Source organism: Pantoea agglomerans (assembly GCF_020149765.1).
GTDB classification, from domain to species: Bacteria; Pseudomonadota; Gammaproteobacteria; order Enterobacterales; family Enterobacteriaceae; genus Pantoea; species Pantoea alvi.
In genome coordinates this window covers 1,269,353-1,291,606 of the sequence record NZ_CP083809.1, presented here as the reverse complement: position 1 = coordinate 1,291,606, position 22,254 = coordinate 1,269,353, and the positions used below count along the sequence as shown (strand labels likewise).

General features: G+C 58.7%; 14 protein-coding genes and 1 pseudogene. 8 read left to right on the top strand and 7 right to left on the bottom strand.

Annotated features, from left to right (window positions below; translation table 11 throughout):
* Positions 1-82: 82 nt before the first annotated feature.
* From LB453_RS08795 to apbE, 3 genes are all read right to left on the bottom strand, one after another.
* Positions 83-1,753, bottom strand: a complete 1,671-nt coding sequence (locus LB453_RS08795) for a multidrug ABC transporter permease/ATP-binding protein (protein ID WP_103794133.1) — start codon at positions 1,751-1,753, stop codon at positions 83-85.
* 84 nt (positions 1,754-1,837) lie between these two features.
* Positions 1,838-2,479 (bottom strand): DNA oxidative demethylase AlkB, encoded by a 642-nt coding sequence (gene alkB / locus LB453_RS08790; protein WP_103794134.1) that lies wholly within the window; start codon positions 2,477-2,479, stop codon positions 1,838-1,840.
* Between the two features lie 17 nt (positions 2,480-2,496).
* On the bottom strand, positions 2,497-3,528 hold the full coding sequence (apbE, locus tag LB453_RS08785) for an FAD:protein FMN transferase ApbE (RefSeq protein ID WP_103794135.1): 1,032 nt from the start codon (positions 3,526-3,528) through the stop codon (positions 2,497-2,499).
* Positions 3,529-3,903: 375 nt separating this feature from the next.
* On the opposite strand from apbE, the gene LB453_RS08775 reads away from it, so the two are divergent.
* Positions 3,904-4,053, top strand: a complete 150-nt coding sequence (locus LB453_RS08775) for a hypothetical protein (protein ID WP_199187279.1) — start codon at positions 3,904-3,906, stop codon at positions 4,051-4,053.
* On the opposite strand, the gene LB453_RS08770 is transcribed toward LB453_RS08775, so the two are convergent.
* Entirely contained in the window at positions 4,054-4,509 is a 456-nt protein-coding gene (locus LB453_RS08770; protein ID WP_199187280.1) for a DUF1348 family protein, read from the bottom strand. It lies immediately after the preceding gene.
* A 95-nt stretch (positions 4,510-4,604) separates the two neighbouring features.
* On the opposite strand from LB453_RS08770, the gene LB453_RS08765 reads away from it, so the two are divergent.
* Positions 4,605-5,168 carry a TetR/AcrR family transcriptional regulator gene (locus LB453_RS08765; RefSeq protein WP_103794136.1) on the top strand — a complete coding sequence of 188 codons (564 nt, stop codon included), beginning with the start codon at positions 4,605-4,607 and terminating at the stop codon, positions 5,166-5,168.
* 25 nt (positions 5,169-5,193) lie between these two features.
* Here LB453_RS08765 and ompC read toward each other — a convergent pair.
* Positions 5,194-6,306 (bottom strand): annotated as a pseudogene (gene ompC, locus LB453_RS08760) (porin OmpC).
* A gap of 921 nt (positions 6,307-7,227) precedes the next feature.
* Between ompC and LB453_RS08755 the strand changes: the two are divergent.
* Genes LB453_RS08755 through rcsB form a run of 3 tightly spaced genes read left to right on the top strand, consistent with a single transcriptional unit; the run spans position 7,228 to position 11,712 of the window.
* Positions 7,228-8,382, top strand: coding sequence for an MFS transporter (locus LB453_RS08755; RefSeq protein WP_224481691.1), 1,155 nt, complete (start codon positions 7,228-7,230; stop codon positions 8,380-8,382).
* A gap of 23 nt (positions 8,383-8,405) precedes the next feature.
* Positions 8,406-11,060, top strand: a complete 2,655-nt coding sequence (rcsD, locus tag LB453_RS08750; RefSeq protein ID WP_103794441.1) for a phosphotransferase RcsD — start codon at positions 8,406-8,408, stop codon at positions 11,058-11,060.
* A 1-nt stretch (position 11,061) separates the two neighbouring features.
* Positions 11,062-11,712, top strand: coding sequence for a response regulator transcription factor RcsB (gene rcsB / locus LB453_RS08745; protein WP_224481690.1), 651 nt, complete (start codon positions 11,062-11,064; stop codon positions 11,710-11,712).
* A gap of 62 nt (positions 11,713-11,774) precedes the next feature.
* Here rcsB and rcsC read toward each other — a convergent pair whose 3' ends face one another.
* Both rcsC and gyrA read right to left on the bottom strand, forming a co-directional pair.
* A complete protein-coding gene (gene rcsC, locus LB453_RS08740; RefSeq protein WP_103794138.1) occupies positions 11,775-14,627 on the bottom strand; it encodes a two-component system sensor histidine kinase RcsC in 2,853 nt (950 codons plus the stop codon).
* A gap of 192 nt (positions 14,628-14,819) precedes the next feature.
* Positions 14,820-17,459 carry a DNA topoisomerase (ATP-hydrolyzing) subunit A gene (gene gyrA / locus LB453_RS08735; RefSeq protein ID WP_103794139.1) on the bottom strand — a complete coding sequence of 880 codons (2,640 nt, stop codon included), beginning with the start codon at positions 17,457-17,459 and terminating at the stop codon, positions 14,820-14,822.
* Between the two features lie 177 nt (positions 17,460-17,636).
* On the opposite strand from gyrA, the gene ubiG reads away from it, so the two are divergent.
* From ubiG to nrdB, 3 genes are all read left to right on the top strand, one after another.
* Positions 17,637-18,365 carry a bifunctional 2-polyprenyl-6-hydroxyphenol methylase/3-demethylubiquinol 3-O-methyltransferase UbiG gene (gene ubiG, locus LB453_RS08730; protein WP_103794140.1) on the top strand — a complete coding sequence of 243 codons (729 nt, stop codon included), beginning with the start codon at positions 17,637-17,639 and terminating at the stop codon, positions 18,363-18,365.
* A 394-nt stretch (positions 18,366-18,759) separates the two neighbouring features.
* Positions 18,760-21,045, top strand: a complete 2,286-nt coding sequence (nrdA, locus tag LB453_RS08725; protein WP_103794141.1) for a class 1a ribonucleoside-diphosphate reductase subunit alpha — start codon at positions 18,760-18,762, stop codon at positions 21,043-21,045.
* Positions 21,046-21,123: 78 nt separating this feature from the next.
* Positions 21,124-22,254: a class Ia ribonucleoside-diphosphate reductase subunit beta gene (gene nrdB, locus LB453_RS08720; protein WP_103794142.1), complete on the top strand. Its 1,131-nt coding sequence runs from the start codon at positions 21,124-21,126 to the stop codon at positions 22,252-22,254.

Here is a 22,254-nt window from a genome sequence, read left to right as displayed (position 1 = left end):
TATTCCAGGGAGGCAAAAACCGCTGTTTTTGCCGGGGTCAGCTTACCGCCTGCCGTGGGCGCTATGCCACTAACCCTTTTCGCTAAGCTTTCTCATCCTGCTGATAAAGCGCATCGGTGCGCTGCACCGCATCCAGCGTCGCCATCTCGCGCTCGCGTCCGGTCAGCTCGCTGAGTTTGCCTTCGCGCATCTCCAGCAGGCGATCGGCATGCATAAAGTAGTGGTCGTCATGGCTGATGGCGAACACGGTTTTGCCTGACGCCTGCAGCCAGGGCAGCAGCTCGCGATAGAAGACGCGGCGGAAATGGGGATCCTGATCCGCCGCCCACTCATCCAGCAGCAGCACGTCGCGCTCTTCCGCCGCCGCCAGCAGCAGCGCTACCCGCTTGCTCTGCCCTTTCGACAGCTGCAGGTTAAGGATTTTATTGCCTTCGATTTTCAGCTTGTCCTGCATTTTCAGGCGCTCAAGCCAGGCCTGCACCAGTTGAGGACTGGCGGGCGCGCCCTCGCGCCCAATCAGCCGATCGAACAGATGCACGTCGGTAAACACCGCGGAGAAGTGCTTGCGCCAGCGATCGCGATCCTCCGCGCCGATCGGCTTGCCGTCGAGCAGCAGCGTGCCGCTGTGCGGCTGATAGAGCCCGGTCAGCAGCATCGCCAGCGTCGACTTGCCACTGCCGTTACCGCCGATCAGAAATATCAGCTCGCCGCGCCGCAGCGTCAGGTTAATCGGCCCGACTTCAAAGCCGTTTTGTCCGTAGTGGAAGCGAACGTCGCGCAGTTCCAGCGTGCGCCACGCCGCCAGCGGCGGCAGCGTATGGAAGCCCTCCTGATAGGGCGCCAGATCGAAGGCGTTCAGCTTGCGAAACGCCACCTGGGCGCTGAGCAGCGTCGGCAGCGCGCCGACCGCCGACAGCAGCGGCGTGCGCAGGAACAGCAGCGTCAGCGAGAAGGTGGCCGCCACCGCGGTATTGGCCCAGCCCAGGCTGTTGGCCATGAAAAACACCATGCCGATAGCGCCAAGCGTCATAATATTCGACCAGTTTACCGCACTGAGATGGTAGGTATCGGCGCGCACGATATGGTGACGGTAGGCGTTCGCATCTTCCTGATAAACGGTTTCGTAAATCAGCTGGGCGCGCTCGCGGTTGAGATGCAGCTCTTTACGCCCTTCCGTCACCGTCTGAAAATCGCGATAAAGGTCATCTTCGACCTCGCGCAGTTTCGCCATATGACGATAAACGCGCGACACCAGCAGCCAGCCGCCCACCAGCGTGACCGCCATCCACAGGCTGGAGACCATCAGCATTTTCGGCGAGAGCCAGGCGAGATAAAGCGCGCAGCCCAGGGTGATAATAATGCCCTGAATCAGCTCCGGCAGACGCACGAAGGCGATGGTGATCGCGCGGATATCGCTGGTCAGCCCGGCGAGTAGCTGCGCGTTGCCGATCTGCTCCAGCCGCTCGACGCGGGTATCCAGAATACGCTTGATAAATTCGCCGCGCAGACGCCAGACAAACTGGTGTCCCAGCAGCGTCAGCGCCAGCTGGGCGGCGAGCGTTACCGCCATCAGCAGCACCAGCTGTAGCAAAAAGCCAGGCAGCACCGAGAAAGAGGTATTGATGGCCGAGATCATTTCGCTGTTGATATAGGCGATCATGGCGATGCCGAGCGCGGCGCTGAGCAGCGTCAGCAGGATCACGCCAATGAAAGGCCAGCGAAACTGGCGAAAAACAACCTTAAGCAACGCCATAAAAAAGTCCAGCAGTCAGGAAAGCAGCCAGCAGTTTAAAGCGATGCGGAATGATAGCAATAGTTATTCGCACTCGCGCCGCGCTCAGAAGGCGCGGCGAAAGGTCAGGTTGTAGCGGAACGCCCCGGTCAGCGGGTGAACGCCGGGCTTGAGCGGTAATATGCCGTGATAGCGCAGGCGCGACGGCCCGCCCCACACCACGACGTCGCCATGCTCCAGCAGCACGCGCTGGGTGGCGTCACCGCGCGCGAAGCCGCCGAACTGAAACACCGCCGGCAGCCCCAGCGACACCGAGACGATGGGATGACGCAGATCGCGCTCATCTTTGTCCTGATGCAGCGTCAGCTTGGCGCCTGGCTCGTAGCGGTTGATCAGGCAGGCGTCGGGATTGAACTGCGGGAAGCCCGCCTCGCGCGCGCAGTCAAGCGCCAGCTGGCGAAACAGCGGCGGCATCGGCGGCCACTTGCGGCCGTTCTCCGCGTCCTGCTCGGTGTACTGATAGCCGCGCGAGTCGCTCGACCAGCCGAAGTCGCCGCAGTTGGTCATCGCCACCGACATGCGGTGGCCGCCCGGCGTAATGCGATGGTGGAATGGATTCTGCTGCGCCACCGCCAGCAGCGCCTCCATCAGCGCCGGCGCCGAATCGCGCGCGCGGCGACGCAGGATCACCGCCCCTTCTGCCAGCGGCTCCTGCCACGGCGCGTCTTCACTAAACAGATCAAGCATGATTTCCCCTTGCGCCGCTACTTGCCGTCGATAAGAAAGGCTTTGAACTGCGGCGACATCCAGCTGACGAATTTATCGCCCTCTTTACTAATAAGATAGACCGCCAGCTGCTGCTGCAGCGCCAGCGCTTTCGCCTTTTCGCTGCCCAGCACCATCAGGCCAGTGTCCCAGCCGTCTGCTTCCAGCGCCGTGGTGGCGATCACCGTGGCGGAGACCAGCTTATGCTCGATGGGACGGCCGGTCGCCGGATCGATGACGTGCGAAATGCGTTTGCCATCCAGTTCATAATAGTTGCGATAGCTGCCGGATGTGCTGATGCCGTGCCCCTGCAGGTCAACGCGCGCCTGTACCGCGTTCTCGCTGTCGGTGGGTTTCTGGATCGCCACGCGCCAGCCCTGGCCCTGCGCATTCTCTCCGCGGCTCAATACCGCCCCGCCGACCGATACCAGATAGTTGGCAATCCCTTCGCGCTCCATCAGGCGCGCCAGGTGATCGGTGGCGTAGCCTTCGCCCATGGTGGAGAGATCGACATAGAGCCCCGGCAGATCTTTCTGCAGCCACTGCCCTTCCACCGTCTGTACCACGCGCAGGTGCTGGAGCCCGGTTTGCGCCTTCGCCGCAGCGATCTCCGCCTCCGTCGGGCGGTGCGCTGGCTGTTTCGCCGGGCCGAAGCCCCAGAGATTCACCAGCGGCCCCACGGTGATGTCCATCGCGCCGCCGGTTTTGGCGCCGATACGCAGCGCTTCGGTAACGATATCGGCCATATCGGCGCTAATCGGCTGCGGCGCATCGCCCTGATAGCGGTTAAAGCGCGACAGCACGGAATCCTCTTTCCAGGTCGACAGCGTCCGATCGTCCGCGTCAAGCTGCCGCTGGATCGCCTGCTGTAGCGCAGCTTTGCGCGCCGCGTCGACGCCCGCCAGCGAAACCCGCCACACCGTGCCCATGGTTTTGCCTTCCAGCACCATCCCCTGCTGCGAACTTTTGCTGTCGCAGGCGCTCAGGGCGCCGAGCGCCGCTGTCATTAGCAGAATATTCCAGTATCGCATTCTTCTCTCATCTGTAACGCTATATTCCAGCCTGAAACAAAGCATAAGTCGTTAGTAAAGTAGTCAAAAGCGGCTTGTAAACCCGCCCTGCCTGACCCAGGCTCTGGCAGGCTACCGGCTGATAACAGGAGGCCCCATGATCTATCTGATTCTCGCGTTCGCAGGCGGACTATTTATTTTCAGTATTGTTAAGCTGCTGCAACAGCGGCGCCAAAAACGGCTCGCCTGGGGCGCGGCGCGTCAGCGTTGAGCAGCAGTGCACCAAAATGCTGCGGCAGTGTAGCAAACCAGGCGGGAAATCCGTGGCTGTGAGAGCGATCGAACTGGCATGAATGCTGCACGGTTTAGACCGGGTTTATTTCCGGGAGGTGCAGCATGCGTAAATCATCGTCAACGTTTGGCCAGTGGCAGCAGTGGCTGAGTTTTTCCGCGTTTACCCTGGCGGGGGTGGGATTTGAAGGCAGCGCCCCGCCGTCGCCAAAGGCGAAGCCCGCGGCAAGCCGCAGGCGGACGCCGCAGTCGTAATTACATACCCAGTTCACTCAGCCCCGGATGATCGTCCGGGCGTCTGCCGAGTGGCCAGTGAAAGCGTCGTTCGCTGGCCGCTATCGGCAGGTCGTTAATGCAGGCGAACCGCTCAATCATCAGGCCGTCAGCGCCGAAGCGCCAGTTCTCATTGCCGTAACTGCGGAACCAGTTGCCGCTGTCATCATGCCATTCATAGGCAAAGCGCACCGCCAGCCGGTCGTTGTGCCACGCCCATAGCTCTTTGATTAGCCGATAATCCAGCTCTCTGGCCCACTTGCGGCTGAGAAACGCCACCACTGCGTCACGGCCCTGCACGCTTTCGCTGCGGTTGCGCCAGCGCGTGTCGGGAGTGTAAACCAGCGACACCCGCTGCGGATCGCGGCTGTTCCAGGCATCTTCCGCCAGACGGGCTTTTTCGGTGGCGCTCTGTTGGTTAAAGGGAGGAAGCAGCATAGTGATCTCCTGAGTAGGTAGACAGGATTGTCTACTTGCAATACTCTGCTGCATGTAGACAATTCTGTCTACTAAAAAAATTCAGAGGTCTGACTATGCTCGCTCCGCTTGTTTTTGATGCTGGCGCTTCCGCCCGCGACCGTATCCTGACCGCAGCGCAGCAACTCTTCTACCAGCAGGGCATCCGCGCCACCGGCGTCGATCGCGTGATCGCGGAGGCGGGCGTGACCAAAGTGACCTTCTACCGCCACTTCCCGGCGAAAAATCAGCTGATCGCGGCGGCGCTGGAGCAGCGCCACCAGCGCTGGATGCAGGGGTTTCAGCAGGCGCTGGCGCAAAATACGCCGCTGCGGGACGCCCTGCCGGCCGCGCTGAAAAGCTGGTTTAGCGAAGCGGACTTTCGCGGCTGCGCCTTTATTAACGCCAGCGCGGAGCTGGGCGAGAGCCTGCCTGAGGTGGGCGCGCTGATTCGGCGCCATAAGCAAGAGATGGCGGACGCCATAGCCCTCAGGCTGGCGCAGGCGGAACGCGGCAAAACCGGACAGATTATGTTACTGGCGGAAGGCGCCATCGTGCGGGCGCAGCGGGGAGAAGAGGCGGAAGCGGTAACGGCGGATCTGGCTGCCGCGCTGGCGGCGATTCTGCAAACGGGAGCGTAGCCCGCAGGCTACGCTCCTTAGCGGTTTAGAACTGATAAACCAGACCCAGCGCCACGGTATCGTCGGTGTTGATGCCTGCCGCGTCGGTGAAGTCGTTGTCGTCCATCAGGTTGATCTGGTAATCAACGTAGGTGGACATGTTTTTGTTGAAGTAGTAGGTCGCGCCCACATCAACATACTTTTTCAGGTTCTGTTTGCCCCAGTTCTGAATGTCGGTGCCGCGTGAGGTCACGAACGCCAGAGAGGGACGCAGGCCGAAGTCGAACTGATACTGCGCCACCAGCTCCCAGTTATCCGCCTTGTCGGCGAAACCGTAGATAGCGTCATCCGTCGAACCGAAGCGGGTCGCGTTGTAGGAACGGCTGTACATCGCCGCCAGGTAGATATTGTTGGCGTCATATTTCAGACCGCCGGTGTAGACTTCCGCCTTGTCGCCGCGACCCAGGATGCCCGGCGCTGCGCCGTTCTGGTTGTTGGTGCGGTCAGACTGGAACATGGCGGCACCGATGCCCAGGCCAGAGCCGAGATCGTAAGTGGTGCTCAGGCCCCAGCCGTCGCCGTTCTCGCCCAGCACGTCGCGCCCTGTGGTTTCACGGCTCGGGTTGTCGTTTTTGCCCTGATACTGAACGGCGAAGTTCCAGCCGTCCACCAGGCCAAAGAAATTAGAGTTGCGGTAGGTCGCCAGGCCATTGCTGCGCTGGAACATAAAGTTGTCCGCGCCATAGGTGTCGCCGCCAAATTCCGGCAGCACGTCGGTCCATGCGCCGATGTCGTATGCTACGCCGTAGTTACGGCCGTAGTCGAATGAGCCCGCATCGCCGAACTTGATACCCGCGAAGCCAACGCGCGTTTAGCTTTTCGCGGTGCCTTCGCTTTCCGCCGTGTTCAGCGCCGCCTGATATTCCCACTGGCCGTAACCGGTCAGCTGGTCGGAAATCTGGGTTTCGCCTTTGAAACCGAAACGCAGGTAAGACTGATCGCCGTCATTACCGTCGTTATCTGAGAAATAGTGCAGACCGTCGACTTTGCCGAACAGGTCTAATTTGTTGCCGTCTTTGTTGTAGATTTCCGCTGCGCTTGCAGAACCCGCTGCGACCAGCAGCGCAGGGATCATCAGGGAGAGAACGCGACGTTTCATTTTATTGCCCTCTGTTATATGCCTTATTTTTGCCACTGCGAGCTGAACGCTTAAAAATTCAGCCGGCACGCCATTGTTATTTTATAAAGGGCAATAAGCCATCACGAAAATGCTACGAAATTTCCAAATCTGTTTCATAATGCGAAATAGTTATTTCCAGGTGTAAATTTTGCGGAACTAATAACCAGCACATATCGATAAAAATTATCGCACAAAATATCAAACCAATTTTAAGTCCATTAATTTCAAAGAGTTATGATTGAGTTTATCTGAGCACTGAATGACAAAACATATGCGTCATCTGAGAATACAATAGATCCCGCTATCATCATTTATTTCATTATTACCTTCATTCACCCCGAATGAGATGTTTACCCTAATTCCCGCCGGACTGTTAAGTCCGGCATTTTTTTGCCCAAAACCTGCCCCTTGCCCCCCCCGAGAGTAAAGTTAATTAACGCGCTGAAAATAACATCGCCGCTTATGGGCATTTATTGCTAATAATCGCACGCGTTGTTAATTAATTCGCTGAATATTCTCCCTGTTAATTTATCACCGTAATAAAGTTTTATCACACCTCTGCGCCTGCCTTATTCATTTTCGTTGCGCCGCCCGGCAGGATATATAGCCAACAGGCGCGCAGAATATCATCGACTTAATGCCGCAGAGAGCAAGCGCCGGGTCAGGCCAGCGATGTTTCAGGCGGGTTAACCGCGTAGCGCGCCGGCCTGTAAAGCGACATTAAGGCTATCAGCCTGTCGCGAGAGGCCAGGAAAGTTCTGGAAAAGTTTAGCGGCAGGCTAAAAGTCGTTAAAATGGCGGCTTTCACGCCGGCTTATCGCCGCCCTGCCCTTTCGGGTAGCGCATGCGGCTGCGGCTTTGATGCTACACTTCGTCGCTTTGACACTCACGAATATGACTATGACCGCACTGGACGCTGCACCACCCAGGAAACTTCACAGCCGTGTCAGTCTGGGGACACGCCTCGTTTTTCTTATTGCCGGTCTTGGCATGTCCTCCTGGGCGCCGCTGGTGCCGTTCGCCAGCCAGCGGCTGGCGCTGAGCGGCGCATCGCTGGGTGCGCTGCTGCTCTGCCTGGGCATGGGTTCGCTGGCGGCGATGCCGGTTACCGGCGCGCTGGTGGGCCGCTTCGGCTGCCGTCGCGTTATCTTCGGCTCGACGCTGGTAACGCTGGCGACGCTGCCGCTGCTGGCGACGCTGGAGACCACAGGAAGCATGGCTGCGACGCTGATAATTTTCGGTGCCGGGCTGGGCATGCTCGACGTGGCGATGAACGTGCAGGCGGTTGAGGTGGAGAAAGCGGCCAGCAAGCCGATGATGTCCGGTTTCCACGGCTTCTTTAGCCTCGGCGGCATTCTGGGCGCGGGCGCAGTCAGCCTGCTGCTCAGCGTCGGCCTGTCGCCGCTGGCGTCGGTGGCGCTGGTACTGCTTCTGATGGCGCTGCTGCTGGCGGCGAGTCTGCCAACGCTGATGCGCGAGCGCCTGCATCAGCCCGATCAGCCCTGGCTGGTGATGCCGCGCGGCTTTGTCGCCTTTCTCGGTTTGCTCTGCTTTATTCTGTTTCTCGCCGAAGGGGCGGTGCTCGACTGGGGCGCGCTGCTGCTGCTGCAGAGCCCTGAGATGTCGACCGCGCACGCCGGCCTTGGCTATGCGGTCTTTTCGGTGGCGATGACCATCGGCCGCCTGACCGGCGACCGGATCATTGACCGTTTCGGCCGTTTCCCGGTGATGCTGACGGGCGCGCTGACCGCGTCGGCTGGTCTGGCGCTGGCGGTTTACCTGCCCTGGCCGCAGATGGCGCTGCTCGCTTTTCTACTGGTGGGCTTCGGTTTATCCAATACGGTGCCGATGTTATTCAATGCTGTCGGGAATCAACGGGATATGCCCTCGAATCTGGGGATTTCCGCCATGACAACGCTGGGATATGCGGGTATTCTCTCAGGTCCGGCCTTAATCGGATTTATTTCTCAATGGCTGAGCCTCAGCGGTGCCTTTCTGCTTATCGCGCTGCTGCTGCTGGCTGTGGCCGCCAGTGCCCGACTGGTTGCGCGATGATTTCAGGTGCCTGACACGCTATGTTGCCCTTTAAGTTTCCAGTGACATCCGGCAATGTCACTCGCTTTTTTGTGATTTTCAATCTGGTGCTGCTGCTGGCGCTGGGCTTTATGGTTCACAACTCGGTCAACACCTGGCTGACCGAGAAACGCTATGCCATGGCCGATCTGGCGCGCGCGACGCAAAAGCGTATCGACGCCTATCGCTTCGCCACCTGGCAAATTTATGAAAATCTCGCCACCAGCGCGGCGGGAAGCTCGCCGAACAGCAGCCTGCAGGAGACGCGGCTGCGTCCTGACGTCTACTATCTGGAAAAAACCCGGCGCAAAACCGAAGCGCTGATCTTTGGCTCGCACGACAGCAGCACGCTCGATATGACCATGCGCATGTCGAGCTATCTGGATACCCTGTGGGGCGCGGAAAATCCGACCTGGTCGATGTATTTTCTCAACGGTCAGGACAACAGCCTGATTATGATCTCCACGCTGCCGCTGAAGGATATGGCGACGCGCTATAAAGAGAGCGCCATCAGTTCGCTGGTGGATGGCCGTCGCGCCGAAATGCTGCAGCAGGCCAATGCGCTGGACGAGCGGGAAAGCTTCTCGCCGCTGCGCCACTTCGCCTTTCAGAACGACCACTACTTTACGCTGCGCACCACCTTTAATCAGCCGGGCCATCTGGCAACGGTGGTCGCCTTCGATCTGCCGATCAACGACCTGACGCCGCAGAACATGCCGATCGAAAACTTCCAGCTGCGTCAGGACGCTGCGCTGCCTGCTGCTAACGATCAGACAGAGGGCGAAAGCACGCAGATCGCGATGGTCAATCCTGACCTGGAGATTGCCGCCACCCTGCCGAGCACGCCGCTGCAGCTGGTCTATCGCGTGCCGATCACCAGCCTGATGATCGATACGCTGCATAACCTGCTCTGGCCGCTGCTGGTTAACCTGCTGCTGTTTCTGCTCTCCTTTACCGGAATGACGCTGCTGCGCCAGCAGTCGCTGCGCCCGAGCGAGAACCAGAGCGCGGAGCTTGACTCGCTGCGCGTGCTGAATGAAGAGATTGTCGCCAGCCTGCCGGTCGGCCTGCTGGTGTATGACTTCGCCAGCAACCGCACCATCCTCAGCAATAAGATTGCAGAACATCTTTTGCCGCACCTTAACCTGCAAAAAATTATTAATATGTCCGACCAGCATCAGGGCGTGCTGCAGGCGACCATCAACAATGAAGTGTATGAGATCCGCCACGCGCGCAGCGTGCTGTCACCCCATACCCAGCTGTTTTTGATGCGCGATCAGGATCGCGAGCTGCTGGTGAATAAAAAGCTGCAGAAAGCGCAGCAGGTGCTGGATCGCAACCATCAGATGCGTCAGCAGCTGCTGCAAAATCTGGGTCACGCCCTTAACCGTCCGCTGGAGAAGGTGGTGGCGCAGCTGGTGCAGCTGAGCCAGCGCGACGAAGATGAAACCGTGCTCGACCTGCTGGACGAAAGTCAGGGCCTGGCGCGGCTGGTGGACGATATCGTGCTGCTTAACCGCCTTGAGGCGCACGACTGGTCGCCAGACGCCAGCGTTTTCAACCTGCAGGAGCTGCTGGACGAGATCGCCCTGGAAAGCCTGCCGCTGATGCGCCGCAAGGGGCTGTCGCTGGTGGTGAACAACCTGCAGCCTAATGACGAGCAGCGCTTTGGCGACCGCCGCGCGCTGCGTAAGGTGCTCGCCACGCTGATGCACTATGCGCTGACCACCACGCGCTGGGGCAAGATCTCCCTGACGGTAAGCGCCGACGAGGCGCGGCCGGAGCGTCTGCTGATTGAGCTGGTGGATACCGGCGCGGGTCTGACCGTCGATGAGCTGGCCAACGCCGACTTCCCGTTCCTCGGCGAAACCAGCCAGGATCGCTACGGTCAGGCCTCCGGCATGGCCTTTTTCCTCTGCAAGCAGCTCTGCAAGCAGATGGGCGGTAGCCTGGAGATTATCGCTAAAGCCGATATCGGCACGCGCTACAGCATCCAGCTTCCGCTGGCGGTAGAGCCGCGGCCGGAAGAGGAAGAGGAGAAGCTGCTGGACGGCGTGACGGCGCTTATGGAGATCGAGGTAGAGGATGTCTATAAAATCGTCTGCCGCCATCTGGAGAACTGGGGCGCACGCTGCCTGTCGCCCGAAGAGCGGCTGTCAGGCCAGGAACATGACGTGCTGGTGACCGACGACCCCAACAAGCTAAGCGGCTGGGCGCTGCTGCTGGCGGAGGATGAGCTGGGTCACCACGCGCTAAACGATCGGCAATACCGGGTCAACTTCAATCTCAGCAACGCGCTACAGGATGCGCTGCTGGCCCTGATTGAACAACAGCTGGCCCATGATTCCATGGATGAGATTACAGAAGACGAGGAACTGACCCCGCTGCTCAGCGGCGGCTACTTCCAGCTGTTTACCGAGACAGTACCGCCTGATGTAAAGAGACTGTATACTGAGTCGGCGGAAAAGGACTACGCCATGCTTGCTCAGACAGCGCATCGCCTGAAAGGCGTGTTTGCCATGCTTAACCTGACGCCAGGCAAACAGCTTTGTGAAGAGTTGGAACTGCACATCAAAGCATGTGACGATTCAAACATTACAAATACCACCAGTGACATCGACGCTTACGTCAATGAACTGCTGCAGCAAGGTAACCAATAAGATGAATAACTTAAATGTAATTATTGCCGATGACCATCCAATTGTTCTTTTCGGTATCCGAAAATCTCTGGAACAAATTGAGTGGGTCAACGTTGTAGGTGAGTTCGAAGACTCAACAGCACTGATTAACAGCCTGTCAAAGCTTGACGCCAACGTCCTGATCACCGATCTCTCCATGCCCGGCGAGAAATATGGCGACGGCATCACGCTGATCAAATATATCAAACGTCACTATCCGGACCTGTCGATTATTGTTCTCACCATGAACAACAACCCGGCAATCCTGAGCGCCGTGCTGGATCTCGATATCGAAGGTATCGTGCTGAAACAGGGCGCGCCGACCGATCTGCCAAAAGCACTGGCCGCGCTGCAAAAAGGCAAGAAGTACACGCCGGAAAGCGTAGCGAAGCTGCTGGAGAAGATCAGCGCCGGCGGCTATGGCGACAAACGCCTGTCGCCGAAAGAGAGCGAAGTGCTGCACCTGTTCGCTGAAGGCTTCCTGGTGACGGAGATCGCCAAGAAACTGAACCGCAGCATCAAAACCATCAGCAGCCAGAAGAAATCGGCGATGATGAAGCTGGGCGTAGATAACGATATCGCCCTGCTGAACTACCTCTCCTCCGTCAGCGCAACCCAGATCGACAAAGACTAACGCGTTGTACAGACGGCGCTCAGGCGCCGTCTGGTTTTCTGCCTCAGCATACTGACCTCTCCCTAACCTTCCCGCGCTTTTCTCACCCGCTCCGCGTAGACCGCCAGCGTAGTTTTCAGCACGTCCAGCGTAACCGGCTTCGACAGGCAGTTATCCATGCCGGCTTCCATACAGCGCTGCTTCTCTTCCGCCAGCGCGTTGGCGGTGACGCCGATGACCGGGAAAACGTGGCCGAGCTGGCGCAGCCGCTGCGTCAGCCGGTAGCCATCCATATTCGGCATATTAACGTCGCTCAGCACAATGTCGATTTCGCTGCGGCTGATAACGTTGAGCGCGTCGACGCCGTCCTGGGCGGTTTTAACCTGATAGCCCAGGGTGCCGAGCTGCTCCGACAGCAGCATGCGGTTAATAGGATGATCGTCAACAATCAGGATCATAATGTCATCGTTGCCGATGACCTCTTCCGCTGGCGCAGAGAGCGCGAGGTTGGTCGCCGTGTCGCTCTGAATGGCGATGCGGTAGATGCGCGCCAGCAGGCTCGGCAGCTCGTGCGGCGTCGCCGTGCTGTGCAGCCAGCGTCCCGGCGCGATTTCGCGCGGCATATCGATATGGGCGCCGCTAAAGATAATTACCGCGCGCAGCGTCGTCTCCCCTTCCGGCTCATAGTCGGTGATCAGCACGTCGTCGCTGCCGCCTTTGCCGTTATAGGGCAGGATGGCGATGCCCTGCTGCTGCAGGTCGCGCTCGATAAAGCTGGCGAGATAGTCGTTGCGCATATCGATCCACAGGGTTTTTTCGTGCAGCCCGTCGAGCAGCGGCACCGCAGGATGCTGGCCGTTATAGATCGGAATACGCACGATAAACTGGCTGCCCATGCCAGGCTCGGAGTCCACTTCGATATCGCCGTCCATCATATTGGTCAGCTTTTCGCAGATGGCCAGGCCCAGGCCGGTGCCCTGGAAGTTGCGCTGCACGCCGTTGCCCACCTGGAAGAAAGGATCGAACAGCCGCGTAACCTCTTTGCCGGGAATGCCGACGCCGGTATCGCGAATGCGGAACGCCAGATAGCCCTCTTTCACATAGGCGTGCAGGATAATGCAGCCGGTATGGGTGAATTTGATGGCATTGTTAAGCAGGTTGGAGATCACCTGCTGCAGCCGCAGCGGGTCGCCATCCAGCGCCAGCGGCACGTCATGCTCGATAAAGCAGTAGAGCGTCAGCCGCTTTTTCATCACCAGCGAGAGGTAGTTGCCGGCGATATGGCTAAGGACTTCGCGCGGCGAGAAGGGACGCGGCTCAATCTTCAGCTGCTCCGACTCAATCTTGGAGAAGTCGAGAATGTCGCTGATGATCTTCAGCAGCAGGCTCGATGAGTTATTCATCGCCGTCACCAGCGAATCGACCTCTTTTGGCAGCTGCTTGGTCTGCAGCAGATCGAGGTTGCCGATAATGCCGTAGAGCGGCGTGCGCAGCTCGTGGCTGACGGTGGCGAGGAACATCGACTTCGACTGGCTCGCCTGCTCCGCCGCCTGCGCCATCTCCTGCAGCGACTGCTCCATGCGCACGCGCGCGGAGACGTCCACCAGCACGCAGATCGCCACGTTTTCGTTGCGGTAGCGCGAGTGAACGAAGCTGATCTGCAGGTTGGTGTTGCTGCCGGTCAGCACGTCAACAAAGTTAACCTGCTGGGTACCGATAATTTCATTGAGCCGCTGGCGATCTTCCTGCGTCAGCAGCGTCAGATAGTTGTGCGCCAGCTCGTTGCTGAGGATATTGGTGCCGTCGCGGGTGCGCAGGATGCAGATGCCCACCGGCGCCGAGGCGACGATTTTGCGGTTGAACTGTTCATGCTCCTCCAGCCGGTGCGCATTCTCTTCGGCCGGCAGAAACATTCGGCGCTCAAACAGCCAGGCCAGGGTGAAGAGCACAATCGCGCTGAGCAGGTTGAGCAGCAGCGCGTTGATAATCATCAGCTTGAGCTGATCGACCAGCACCCGGGTTGACACCGACCACACCACGTTTAAATCAGAGGGCGGTAAGGGCTTTTTCAGCACCAGCTGGCGATAGCCGTCGAGGTAGCCAAACCAGCTGGGGTCGTCCGACAGATCGTTAAGCGAGAAGCCGACGCCGCCGCGGCGCGACGTCAGCAGCGGACGGTAATTCTCGTCGACGATGGTGGCCACCACCGGCAGGCTGCCGGGCTGAATAAACTCGTCCAGCCGGATATTTTGCTCGACGCCCAGCAGCGCCTGCAGCTTATTGGCGACATAAACCGGCACCATCATATAAAAGGTGCCGACGCCGGGCTGCGCGCTGGCGTTGACCCAGTAGATGGGATTGCGGCGCTCTTCGTCGTTGCCGTTGCGGTAGCGTAACACCCGCTCGCGCAGCATCTTCAGGCTGCGTTCGCGGTCTACATTGCCGCTGCCGATGGTGAAGTCCGCCAGACACTGGCTTTCGCCGCCGATAAAAAAGACGCGGTTCAGCTCGTAGGTAGAGGCGAAGTTGCTTTTCCAGTAGTTGATGTAGTAGCTGAGGGAGTCGAGCGAGTTGCGCCAGGTGTTGCTCATTGAGGAGCAGTCGCCGTCGGAGAAGAGCGGCGTAAACTGCGGCAGCGTCGACTTGCCCGGCAGCACGCCGTTGATCATATCGAGGCCGCTGCTGGCGCTGGTCAGGCGGTTTTCAGTGATGTACTTCAGTTCGCGCATCACGTCGGCGGAGTGACGCACATACCATTCTGCCTGGCCGTAGTTGCTGGCGAACTCTTGCCGCACGCTGGTCTCTTTTTCATGCAGCACGCTGATGATAAAGAACGTGGTCAGCACCGCGCCCAGCGTCCAGAGCAGCAGCGCCAGCGCACGGAACAGGTAGCGCGAGATGCGCAGCGTGGTTCGGAAAGAGACCAGATATTTCAAGGGAAACTCACTACGGCAAGGTTAATAACGGGCTGGCTTCAGAATGCTCATTACACTAGCTTTATCAGGGAAGAAAAGCCAGTCGGCATCTGCGTTTAAGGTGCTGCGCCACAAAAAGCAACGGCAGGTCGGGTCGCCCTTTCCTGCCGTAAAATTCAGTGCCGCCTTCCCTGGCGGCGTAAGCGCGAAGCGTTACTCTTCTTCGTCCGCTTCCGGCGCATCGTCGTCAGTTTCCGCTTCCGGCGCGATATCGTCCTCGCCTTCCGCTACGCTGCCGTCGATGGCGTCGAGCTCTTCCTCTTCCACCGGTTCAGCTACGCGCTGCAGACCCACAACGTTCTCATCTTCCGCGGTGCGGATCAGGATAACGCCCTGGGTGTTACGGCCGACGATGCTGACCTCAGAGACGCGGGTACGCACCAGGGTGCCGGCATCGGTGATCATCATAATCTGATCGCTGTCGACCACCTGCACCGCGCCAATCACCGGACCGTTACGTTCGGTGACCTTGATGGAGATAACGCCCTGGGTAGCGCGCGAACGGGTCGGGTACTCGCTAATCGCGGTACGCTTGCCGTAGCCGTTTTGCGTCACGGTAAGAATGGCGCCCTCTTCGCGCGGCACAATCAGCGAGACCACGCGATCCCCTTCCGCCAGCTTGATGCCGCGCACGCCCGAGGCGGTACGGCCCATGGCGCGAACGGCGCTCTCTGCGAAGCGCACAACTTTACCGCCGGCAGAGAAGAGCATCGCCTCGTCGTTGCCGTTGGTCAGCGCCACGCCGATCAGCTCGTCATCTTCGCGCAGGTTAACCGCGATGATGCCCGCGCTGCGCGGACGACTGAACTCCTGCAGCGCCGTTTTCTTCACGGTGCCGCTGGCGGTCGCCATAAAGATGTTGAAGCCTTCGGTATATTCGCGCACCGGCAGGATCGCGGTGATGCGTTCGTCAGGCTGCAGCGGCAGCAGGTTGACGATCGGACGACCGCGCGCCCCGCGGCTCGCTTCCGGCAGCTGGTAGACCTTCATCCAGTAGAGACGGCCACGGCTGGAGAAGCAGAGGATGGTGTCGTGGGTGTTGGCCACCAGCAGACGATCGATGAAGTCCTCATCTTTCGTGCGCGCGGCCGACTTGCCTTTGCCACCGCGACGCTGCGCTTCATAGTCAGAGAGCGGCTGATATTTCACATAGCCCTGATGCGACAGCGTGACCACCACATCCTGCTGGTTGATCAGATCTTCAATGTTGATGTCAGCGCTGTTGGCGGTGATCTCGGTGCGGCGTTCGTCACCGAACTGGTCGCGCATGGCGATCAGCTCTTCACGGATCACTTCCATCAGACGTTCAGCGTTCATCAGGATATTGAGCAGCTCGGCGATCTGCTCCAGCAGCTCTTTGTACTCGTCGAGCAGTTTTTCATGCTCAAGTCCGGTGAGCTTCTGCAGACGTAAGTCGAGGATCGCCTGCGCCTGCTGTTCGGTCAGGTAGTAGCGACCGTCGCGGATGCCGAACTCGTCGTCCAGCCACTCCGGACGCGCGGCGTCATCGCCCGCGCGCTCCAGCATGGCGGCAACGTTGCCCAGATCCCACGCCTGCGCGATCAGGCCCGCTTTCGCTTCGGCCGGGTTCGGCGCACGGCGGATCAGCTCGATAATCGGATCGATGTTGGCCAGCGCGATCGCCAGACCTTCAAGGATATGCGCACGATCGCGCGCTTTACGCAGTTCGAAAATCGTGCGGCGCGTCACTACTTCGCGACGATGACGGACAAAGGCTTCAAGGATCTCCTTCAGCGTCATGATCTTCGGCTGGCCCTGATGCAGCGCCACCATGTTGATACCGAACGAGACCTGCAGCTGCGTCAGCGAGTAGAGGTTGTTGAGCACCACTTCGCCGACCGCATCGCGCTTCACTTCGATCACGATGCGCATGCCGTCTTTATCCGACTCGTCGCGCAGCGCGCTGATGCCTTCAACGCGCTTCTCTTTCACCAGCTCAGCGATTTTCTCAATCAGGCGCGCTTTGTTCACCTGATAGGGAATTTCATGCACCACGATGGTTTCACGGCCGGTTTTCGCATCGGTTTCCACTTCGCCGCGCGCGCGGATATAGATCTTGCCGCGCCCGGTGCGATACGCCTCTTCAATGCCGCGACGGCCGTTGATGATGGCGGCGGTCGGGAAATCGGGCCCAGGAATGTGCTCCATCAATCCTTCGACGCTGATATCTTCGTCGTCGATATAGGCGAGGCAGCCGTTGATCACTTCCGTGAGGTTGTGCGGCGGAATATTGGTCGCCATCCCTACCGCGATGCCGGAGGAGCCGTTCACCAGCAGATTAGGGATTTTGGTCGGCAGCACTTCAGGGATCTGCTCGGTGCCGTCATAGTTCGGCACAAAGTCGACGGTCTCTTTTTCCAGGTCTGCCAGCAGATCGTGTGCGATACGCGACATGCGCACTTCGGTATAACGCATCGCCGCGGCGGAGTCGCCGTCGACGGAACCGAAGTTGCCCTGTCCGTCCACCAGCATGTAACGCAGGGAGAAAGGCTGAGCCATGCGGACGATGGTGTCGTAAACGGCGGAATCCCCGTGCGGGTGATATTTACCGATAACGTCACCGACCACACGGGCGGATTTCTTATAGGGTTTGTTCCAGTCGTTACCCAGTTCGCTCATCGCGTAGAGCACGCGGCGGTGGACCGGCTTCAGGCCGTCACGAACATCGGGTAAGGCTCGGCCAACGATGACCGACATGGCGTAATCGAGATAGGAGCTTTTTAACTCTTCTTCGATATTGACCGGTGTTATTTCTCTTGCAAGGTCGCTCATGGAGCCGCATTCCCTCTACATATGCCCGGATTTTAAAGGTGCGAAAGTATATCACACACCAGCCCGCTGGTGAACGTTAACCACCGTTTTCACGCGCTTTTCGTCGCGCCGGAAAGGTGCCCCCGAAAGCAATAAGCGTTTATACTCAGTCAACATTTTTTCTGGAGTAATGATTCAATGAATGCACAACCGCAGGAAACGCAGCCCAACGTCGATGCGCAGGAAATCGCTAAGTTTGAGGCGGTAGCCTCGCGCTGGTGGGATCTGGAGGGCGAATTCAAGCCTCTGCACCGCATCAACCCGCTGCGACTGGGCTTTATCGCGCAGCACAGCAACGGTCTGTTCGGCAAAAAAGTGCTGGACGTCGGCTGCGGCGGGGGCATCCTGGCGGAAAGCATGGCGCGCGAAGGCGCAGAGGTCACCGGTCTCGATATGGGTGCCGAGCCGCTGCAGGTGGCGCGCCTGCACGCGCTGGAACAGGGGGTGACGCTCGACTACGTGCAGCAGACGGTGGAAGATCACGCCGAGGCGTTTGCCGGCCAGTATGACGTGGTGACCTGTATGGAGATGCTGGAGCACGTCCCCGATCCGCGTTCAGTGGTACACGCCTGCGCGCGTCTGGTGAAGCCAGGCGGCGAAGTGTTCTTCTCAACTATCAACCGCAACCCGAAAGCCTGGCTGATGGCGGTGTTCGGCGCGGAATATGTGCTGCGCATGGTGCCGCGCGGCACCCACGACGTGAAGAAGTTTATCCGCCCTTCTGAACTGCTGGGCTGGGTCGACGAAACCCCGCTGCGCGAGCAGCATATTACCGGCCTGCACTACAACCCGCTGACCAACAAGTTTCGCCTCGGCCGCGGCGTCGACGTGAACTATATGGTGCACACCCGCCACGTTAAAAAGTAACCCGCCGGCGCGCAAGGCGATTGCGCGCCTGCTCTCTCCCCGTCACGCTTTTTCACTCTCTGCCGCTTCGTCGCTAGACGGTTGTCGGGAAAAAACCCAGCGATGTGCGAAAAATCAGCGGTCGATCAAAATCTCGAATTTTTTACTCTGGCAGTTGACACGCCATCGGGCCTTATAAGTCGCGGGGTTAAGAAATTTCCCACAAAACGCAAGCCCCATAGCCATCATTTTTCTGTCTTGTTATCTGGCCACAGGTCACTAGAATAACCTCCATATTGTTACTCATTCTCTTCCAACCCCCAACATATAGTGTTTATCCACAGAATTATTCACATTGAATAACCCTGTGAATAAACAGGGGACTCTTTTTCACTTACGGATGGTATAACGCGACATGAATCAAAGTCTGCTCGTTACTAAACGCGATGGCCGCCAGGAACGCATTGATCTCGATAAAATTCACCGGGTACTCGACTGGGCCGCTGAAGGGCTGAATAACGTCTCTGTCTCCCAGGTTGAACTGCGCTCCCATATCCAGTTCTACGATGGCATCAGAACCTCTGACATTCATGAAACCATCATCAAGGCCGCAGCAGACCTGATCTCACGCGACGCGCCGGACTATCAATATCTGGCTGCCCGCCTGGCGATCTTCCACCTGCGTAAAAAAGCGTACGGTCAGTTCGAGCCGCCGAAGCTGTACGATCAGGTCGTGCGCATGGTGGAGATGGGTAAATATGACCCTCACCTGCTGCAAGACTACACGGTTGAAGAGTTTGAGCAGATGGACGGCTTTATCGACCACTGGCGCGATATGAACTTCTCCTACGCGGCGGTCAAGCAGCTGGAAGGCAAATATCTGGCGCAGAACCGCGTCACCGGCGATATCTATGAGAGCGCGCAGTTCCTCTATATCCTGGTCGCTGCCTGCCTCTTCTCCGGCTACCCGCGCGACACGCGTATGGACTATATCAAACGCTTCTACGACGCGATTTCGACCTTTAAAATTTCGCTGCCGACGCCGATCATGTCCGGCGTGCGCACCCCGACGCGCCAGTTCAGCTCCTGCGTGCTGATCGAGTGCGGCGACAGCCTCGACTCCATCAACGCCACCTCCAGCGCCATCGTGAAGTATGTTTCCCAGCGCGCCGGTATCGGCATCAACGCCGGCCGCATTCGCGCGCTGGGCAGCCCGATCCGCGGCGGTGAAGCGTTCCATACCGGCTGTATTCCGTTCTACAAGCACTTCCAGACCGCGGTGAAATCCTGCTCGCAGGGCGGCGTTCGCGGCGGCGCGGCGACGCTGTTCTACCCGATGTGGCATCTGGAAGTGGAAAGCCTGCTGGTGCTGAAAAACAACCGCGGCGTTGAAGGCAACCGCGTGCGTCACATGGACTACGGCGTGCAGATCAACAAGCTTATGTATCAGCGTCTGCTGAAGGGCGAAGAGATTACCCTGTTCAGCCCGTCCGACGTGCCTGGCCTCTACGACGCGTTCTTCGCCGATCAGGAGGAGTTTGAGCGCCTCTACACCAAATATGAGCAGGACAGCAGCATCCGCAAGCAGCGGGTGAAAGCGGTCGATCTCTTCTCGCTGATGATGCAGGAGCGCGCCTCTACCGGCCGTATCTACATTCAGAACGTCGACCACTGCAACACCCACAGCCCGTTCGACGCCAGCATCGCGCCGGTGCGCCAGTCTAACCTCTGCCTGGAGATTGCGCTGCCGACCAAACCGCTGGAAGACGTCAACGACGAGAACGGCGAAATCGCCCTCTGTACGCTGTCGGCGTTCAACCTCGGCGCCATCGACAGCCTGGACGATCTGGAAGAGCTGGCGACCCTGGCGGTACGCGCGCTCGACGCCCTGCTCGACTATCAGGACTACCCGATTCCGGCCGCCAAACGCGGCGCGATGGGTCGTCGTACCCTGGGCATCGGCGTCATTAACTTCGCTTATTACCTGGCGAAGAACGGCGTGCGCTACTCCGACGGCAGCGCCAACAACCTGACGCACAAAACCTTCGAAGCGATTCAGTACTACCTGCTGAAAGCCTCGAACGAGCTGGCGAAAGAGCAAGGCGCCTGCCCGTGGTTCAACGAAACCACCTATTCGCAGGGCATTATGCCGATCGATACCTATAAAAAGGATCTCGACAGCATCTGCAACGAGCCGCTGCACCTGGACTGGGACAGCCTGCGTGAGTCGATCAAAACCCACGGCCTGCGCAACTCAACGCTCTCTGCGCTGATGCCGTCTGAGACCTCGTCGCAGATCTCCAACGCCACCAACGGCATTGAGCCGCCGCGCGGCCATATCAGCATCAAAGCCTCGAAAGATGGCATTCTGCGTCAGGTGGTGCCGGAGTATGAGCGTCTGAAAGATCAGTACGAGCTGCTGTGGGAAATGCCGTCCAACGACGGTTATCTGCAGCTGGTCGGCGTCATGCAGAAGTTTATCGATCAGGCGATCTCGTCAAACACCAACTACGATCCGTCGCGCTTCGCCAACGGCAAGGTGCCGATGAAGCAGCTGCTGAAAGATCTGCTGACCGCGTATAAGTTCGGCGTGAAAACGCTCTACTATCAAAACACCCGCGACGGTGCGGAAGACGCGCAGGACGATCTGGCGCCGTCTATCCAGGATGACGGTTGCGAAAGCGGCGCCTGTAAGATTTAAGGTTGGGCGGGAGCGCGTCTCCCGCCTGCGTTATTTCACGGGGCCGCGCTGCGCCCCGTCTACATTTGGACAGTTTGTATGGCTTACACTACGTTCTCACAGAATAAAAACGATCAGCTAAAAGAGCCGATGTTCTTTGGTCAGTCCGTCAACGTGGCGCGCTTCGACCAGCAGAAATATGACATTTTCGAAAAGCTGATTGAAAAACAGCTCTCCTTTTTCTGGCGCCCGGAAGAGGTTGACGTCTCGCGCGACCGCATCGACTATCAGGCGCTGCCGGAGCATGAGAAGCACATCTTTATCAGCAACCTGAAATACCAAACCCTGCTCGACTCCATTCAGGGCCGCAGCCCGAACGTCGCGCTGCTGCCGCTGATTTCGATCCCCGAGCTGGAAACCTGGGTCGAGACCTGGGCGTTTTCCGAGACTATCCACTCGCGCTCTTACACCCATATCATCCGCAATATCGTCAACGACCCGTCGCTGGTGTTCGATGATATCGTCACCAACGAGCAGATCCTCGCGCGCGCGCAGGATATCTCTAAGTACTACGACGATCTGATCGAGATGACCAACTACTGGCATCTGCTGGGCGAAGGCACCCATCAGGTTAACGGCAAAAGCGTGACCGTGAACCTGCGCGCCCTGAAAAAGCAGCTCTATATCTGCCTGATGAGCGTTAACGCGCTGGAAGCGATTCGCTTCTACGTCAGCTTCGCCTGCTCTTTCGCCTTCGCCGAGCGCGAGCTGATGGAAGGTAACGCGAAAATCATTCGTCTGATTGCGCGCGACGAGGCGCTGCACCTGACCGGCACCCAGCATATGCTGAACCTGATGCGCACCGGTGAAGACGATCCAGAGATGAAAGAGATCGCCGCCGAGTGCCGCGACGAATGTTTTGAGCTGTTCAAGAAGGCGGCCGAGCAGGAGAAAGAGTGGGCGGAATATCTGTTCAGCGGCGGTTCGATGATCGGCCTGAACAAAGACATTCTCTGCCAGTACATTGAGTACATCACCAATATCCGTATGCAGGCCGTGGGTCTGGATCTGCCGTTCCAGACGCGCTCTAACCCGATTCCGTGGATCAACTCCTGGCTGGTGTCGGACAACGTGCAGGTTGCGCCGCAGGAAGTGGAAGTAAGCTCCTATCTGGTGGGTCAGATCGACTCGGAAGTGGGCGAAGACGACTTTAACGACTTCCAGCTGTAA

Coding starts and splice junctions, on each gene's coding strand:
- LB453_RS08775 (WP_199187279.1), top strand. CDS start 3,904: ATGCGTAAATCATCGTCAACGTTTGGCCAGTGGCAGCAGTGGCTGAGT.
- nrdA (WP_103794141.1), top strand. CDS start 18,760: ATGAATCAAAGTCTGCTCGTTACTAAACGCGATGGCCGCCAGGAACGC.
- alkB (WP_103794134.1), bottom strand. CDS start 2,479: ATGCTTGATCTGTTTAGTGAAGACGCGCCGTGGCAGGAGCCGCTGGCA.
- LB453_RS08770 (WP_199187280.1), bottom strand. CDS start 4,509: ATGCTGCTTCCTCCCTTTAACCAACAGAGCGCCACCGAAAAAGCCCGT.
- apbE (WP_103794135.1), bottom strand. CDS start 3,528: ATGCGATACTGGAATATTCTGCTAATGACAGCGGCGCTCGGCGCCCTG.
- ubiG (WP_103794140.1), top strand. CDS start 17,637: ATGAATGCACAACCGCAGGAAACGCAGCCCAACGTCGATGCGCAGGAA.
- LB453_RS08795 (WP_103794133.1), bottom strand. CDS start 1,753: ATGGCGTTGCTTAAGGTTGTTTTTCGCCAGTTTCGCTGGCCTTTCATT.
- nrdB (WP_103794142.1), top strand. CDS start 21,124: ATGGCTTACACTACGTTCTCACAGAATAAAAACGATCAGCTAAAAGAG.
- gyrA (WP_103794139.1), bottom strand. CDS start 17,459: ATGAGCGACCTTGCAAGAGAAATAACACCGGTCAATATCGAAGAAGAG.
- rcsB (WP_224481690.1), top strand. CDS start 11,062: ATGAATAACTTAAATGTAATTATTGCCGATGACCATCCAATTGTTCTT.
- LB453_RS08765 (WP_103794136.1), top strand. CDS start 4,605: ATGCTCGCTCCGCTTGTTTTTGATGCTGGCGCTTCCGCCCGCGACCGT.
- LB453_RS08755 (WP_224481691.1), top strand. CDS start 7,228: ATGACCGCACTGGACGCTGCACCACCCAGGAAACTTCACAGCCGTGTC.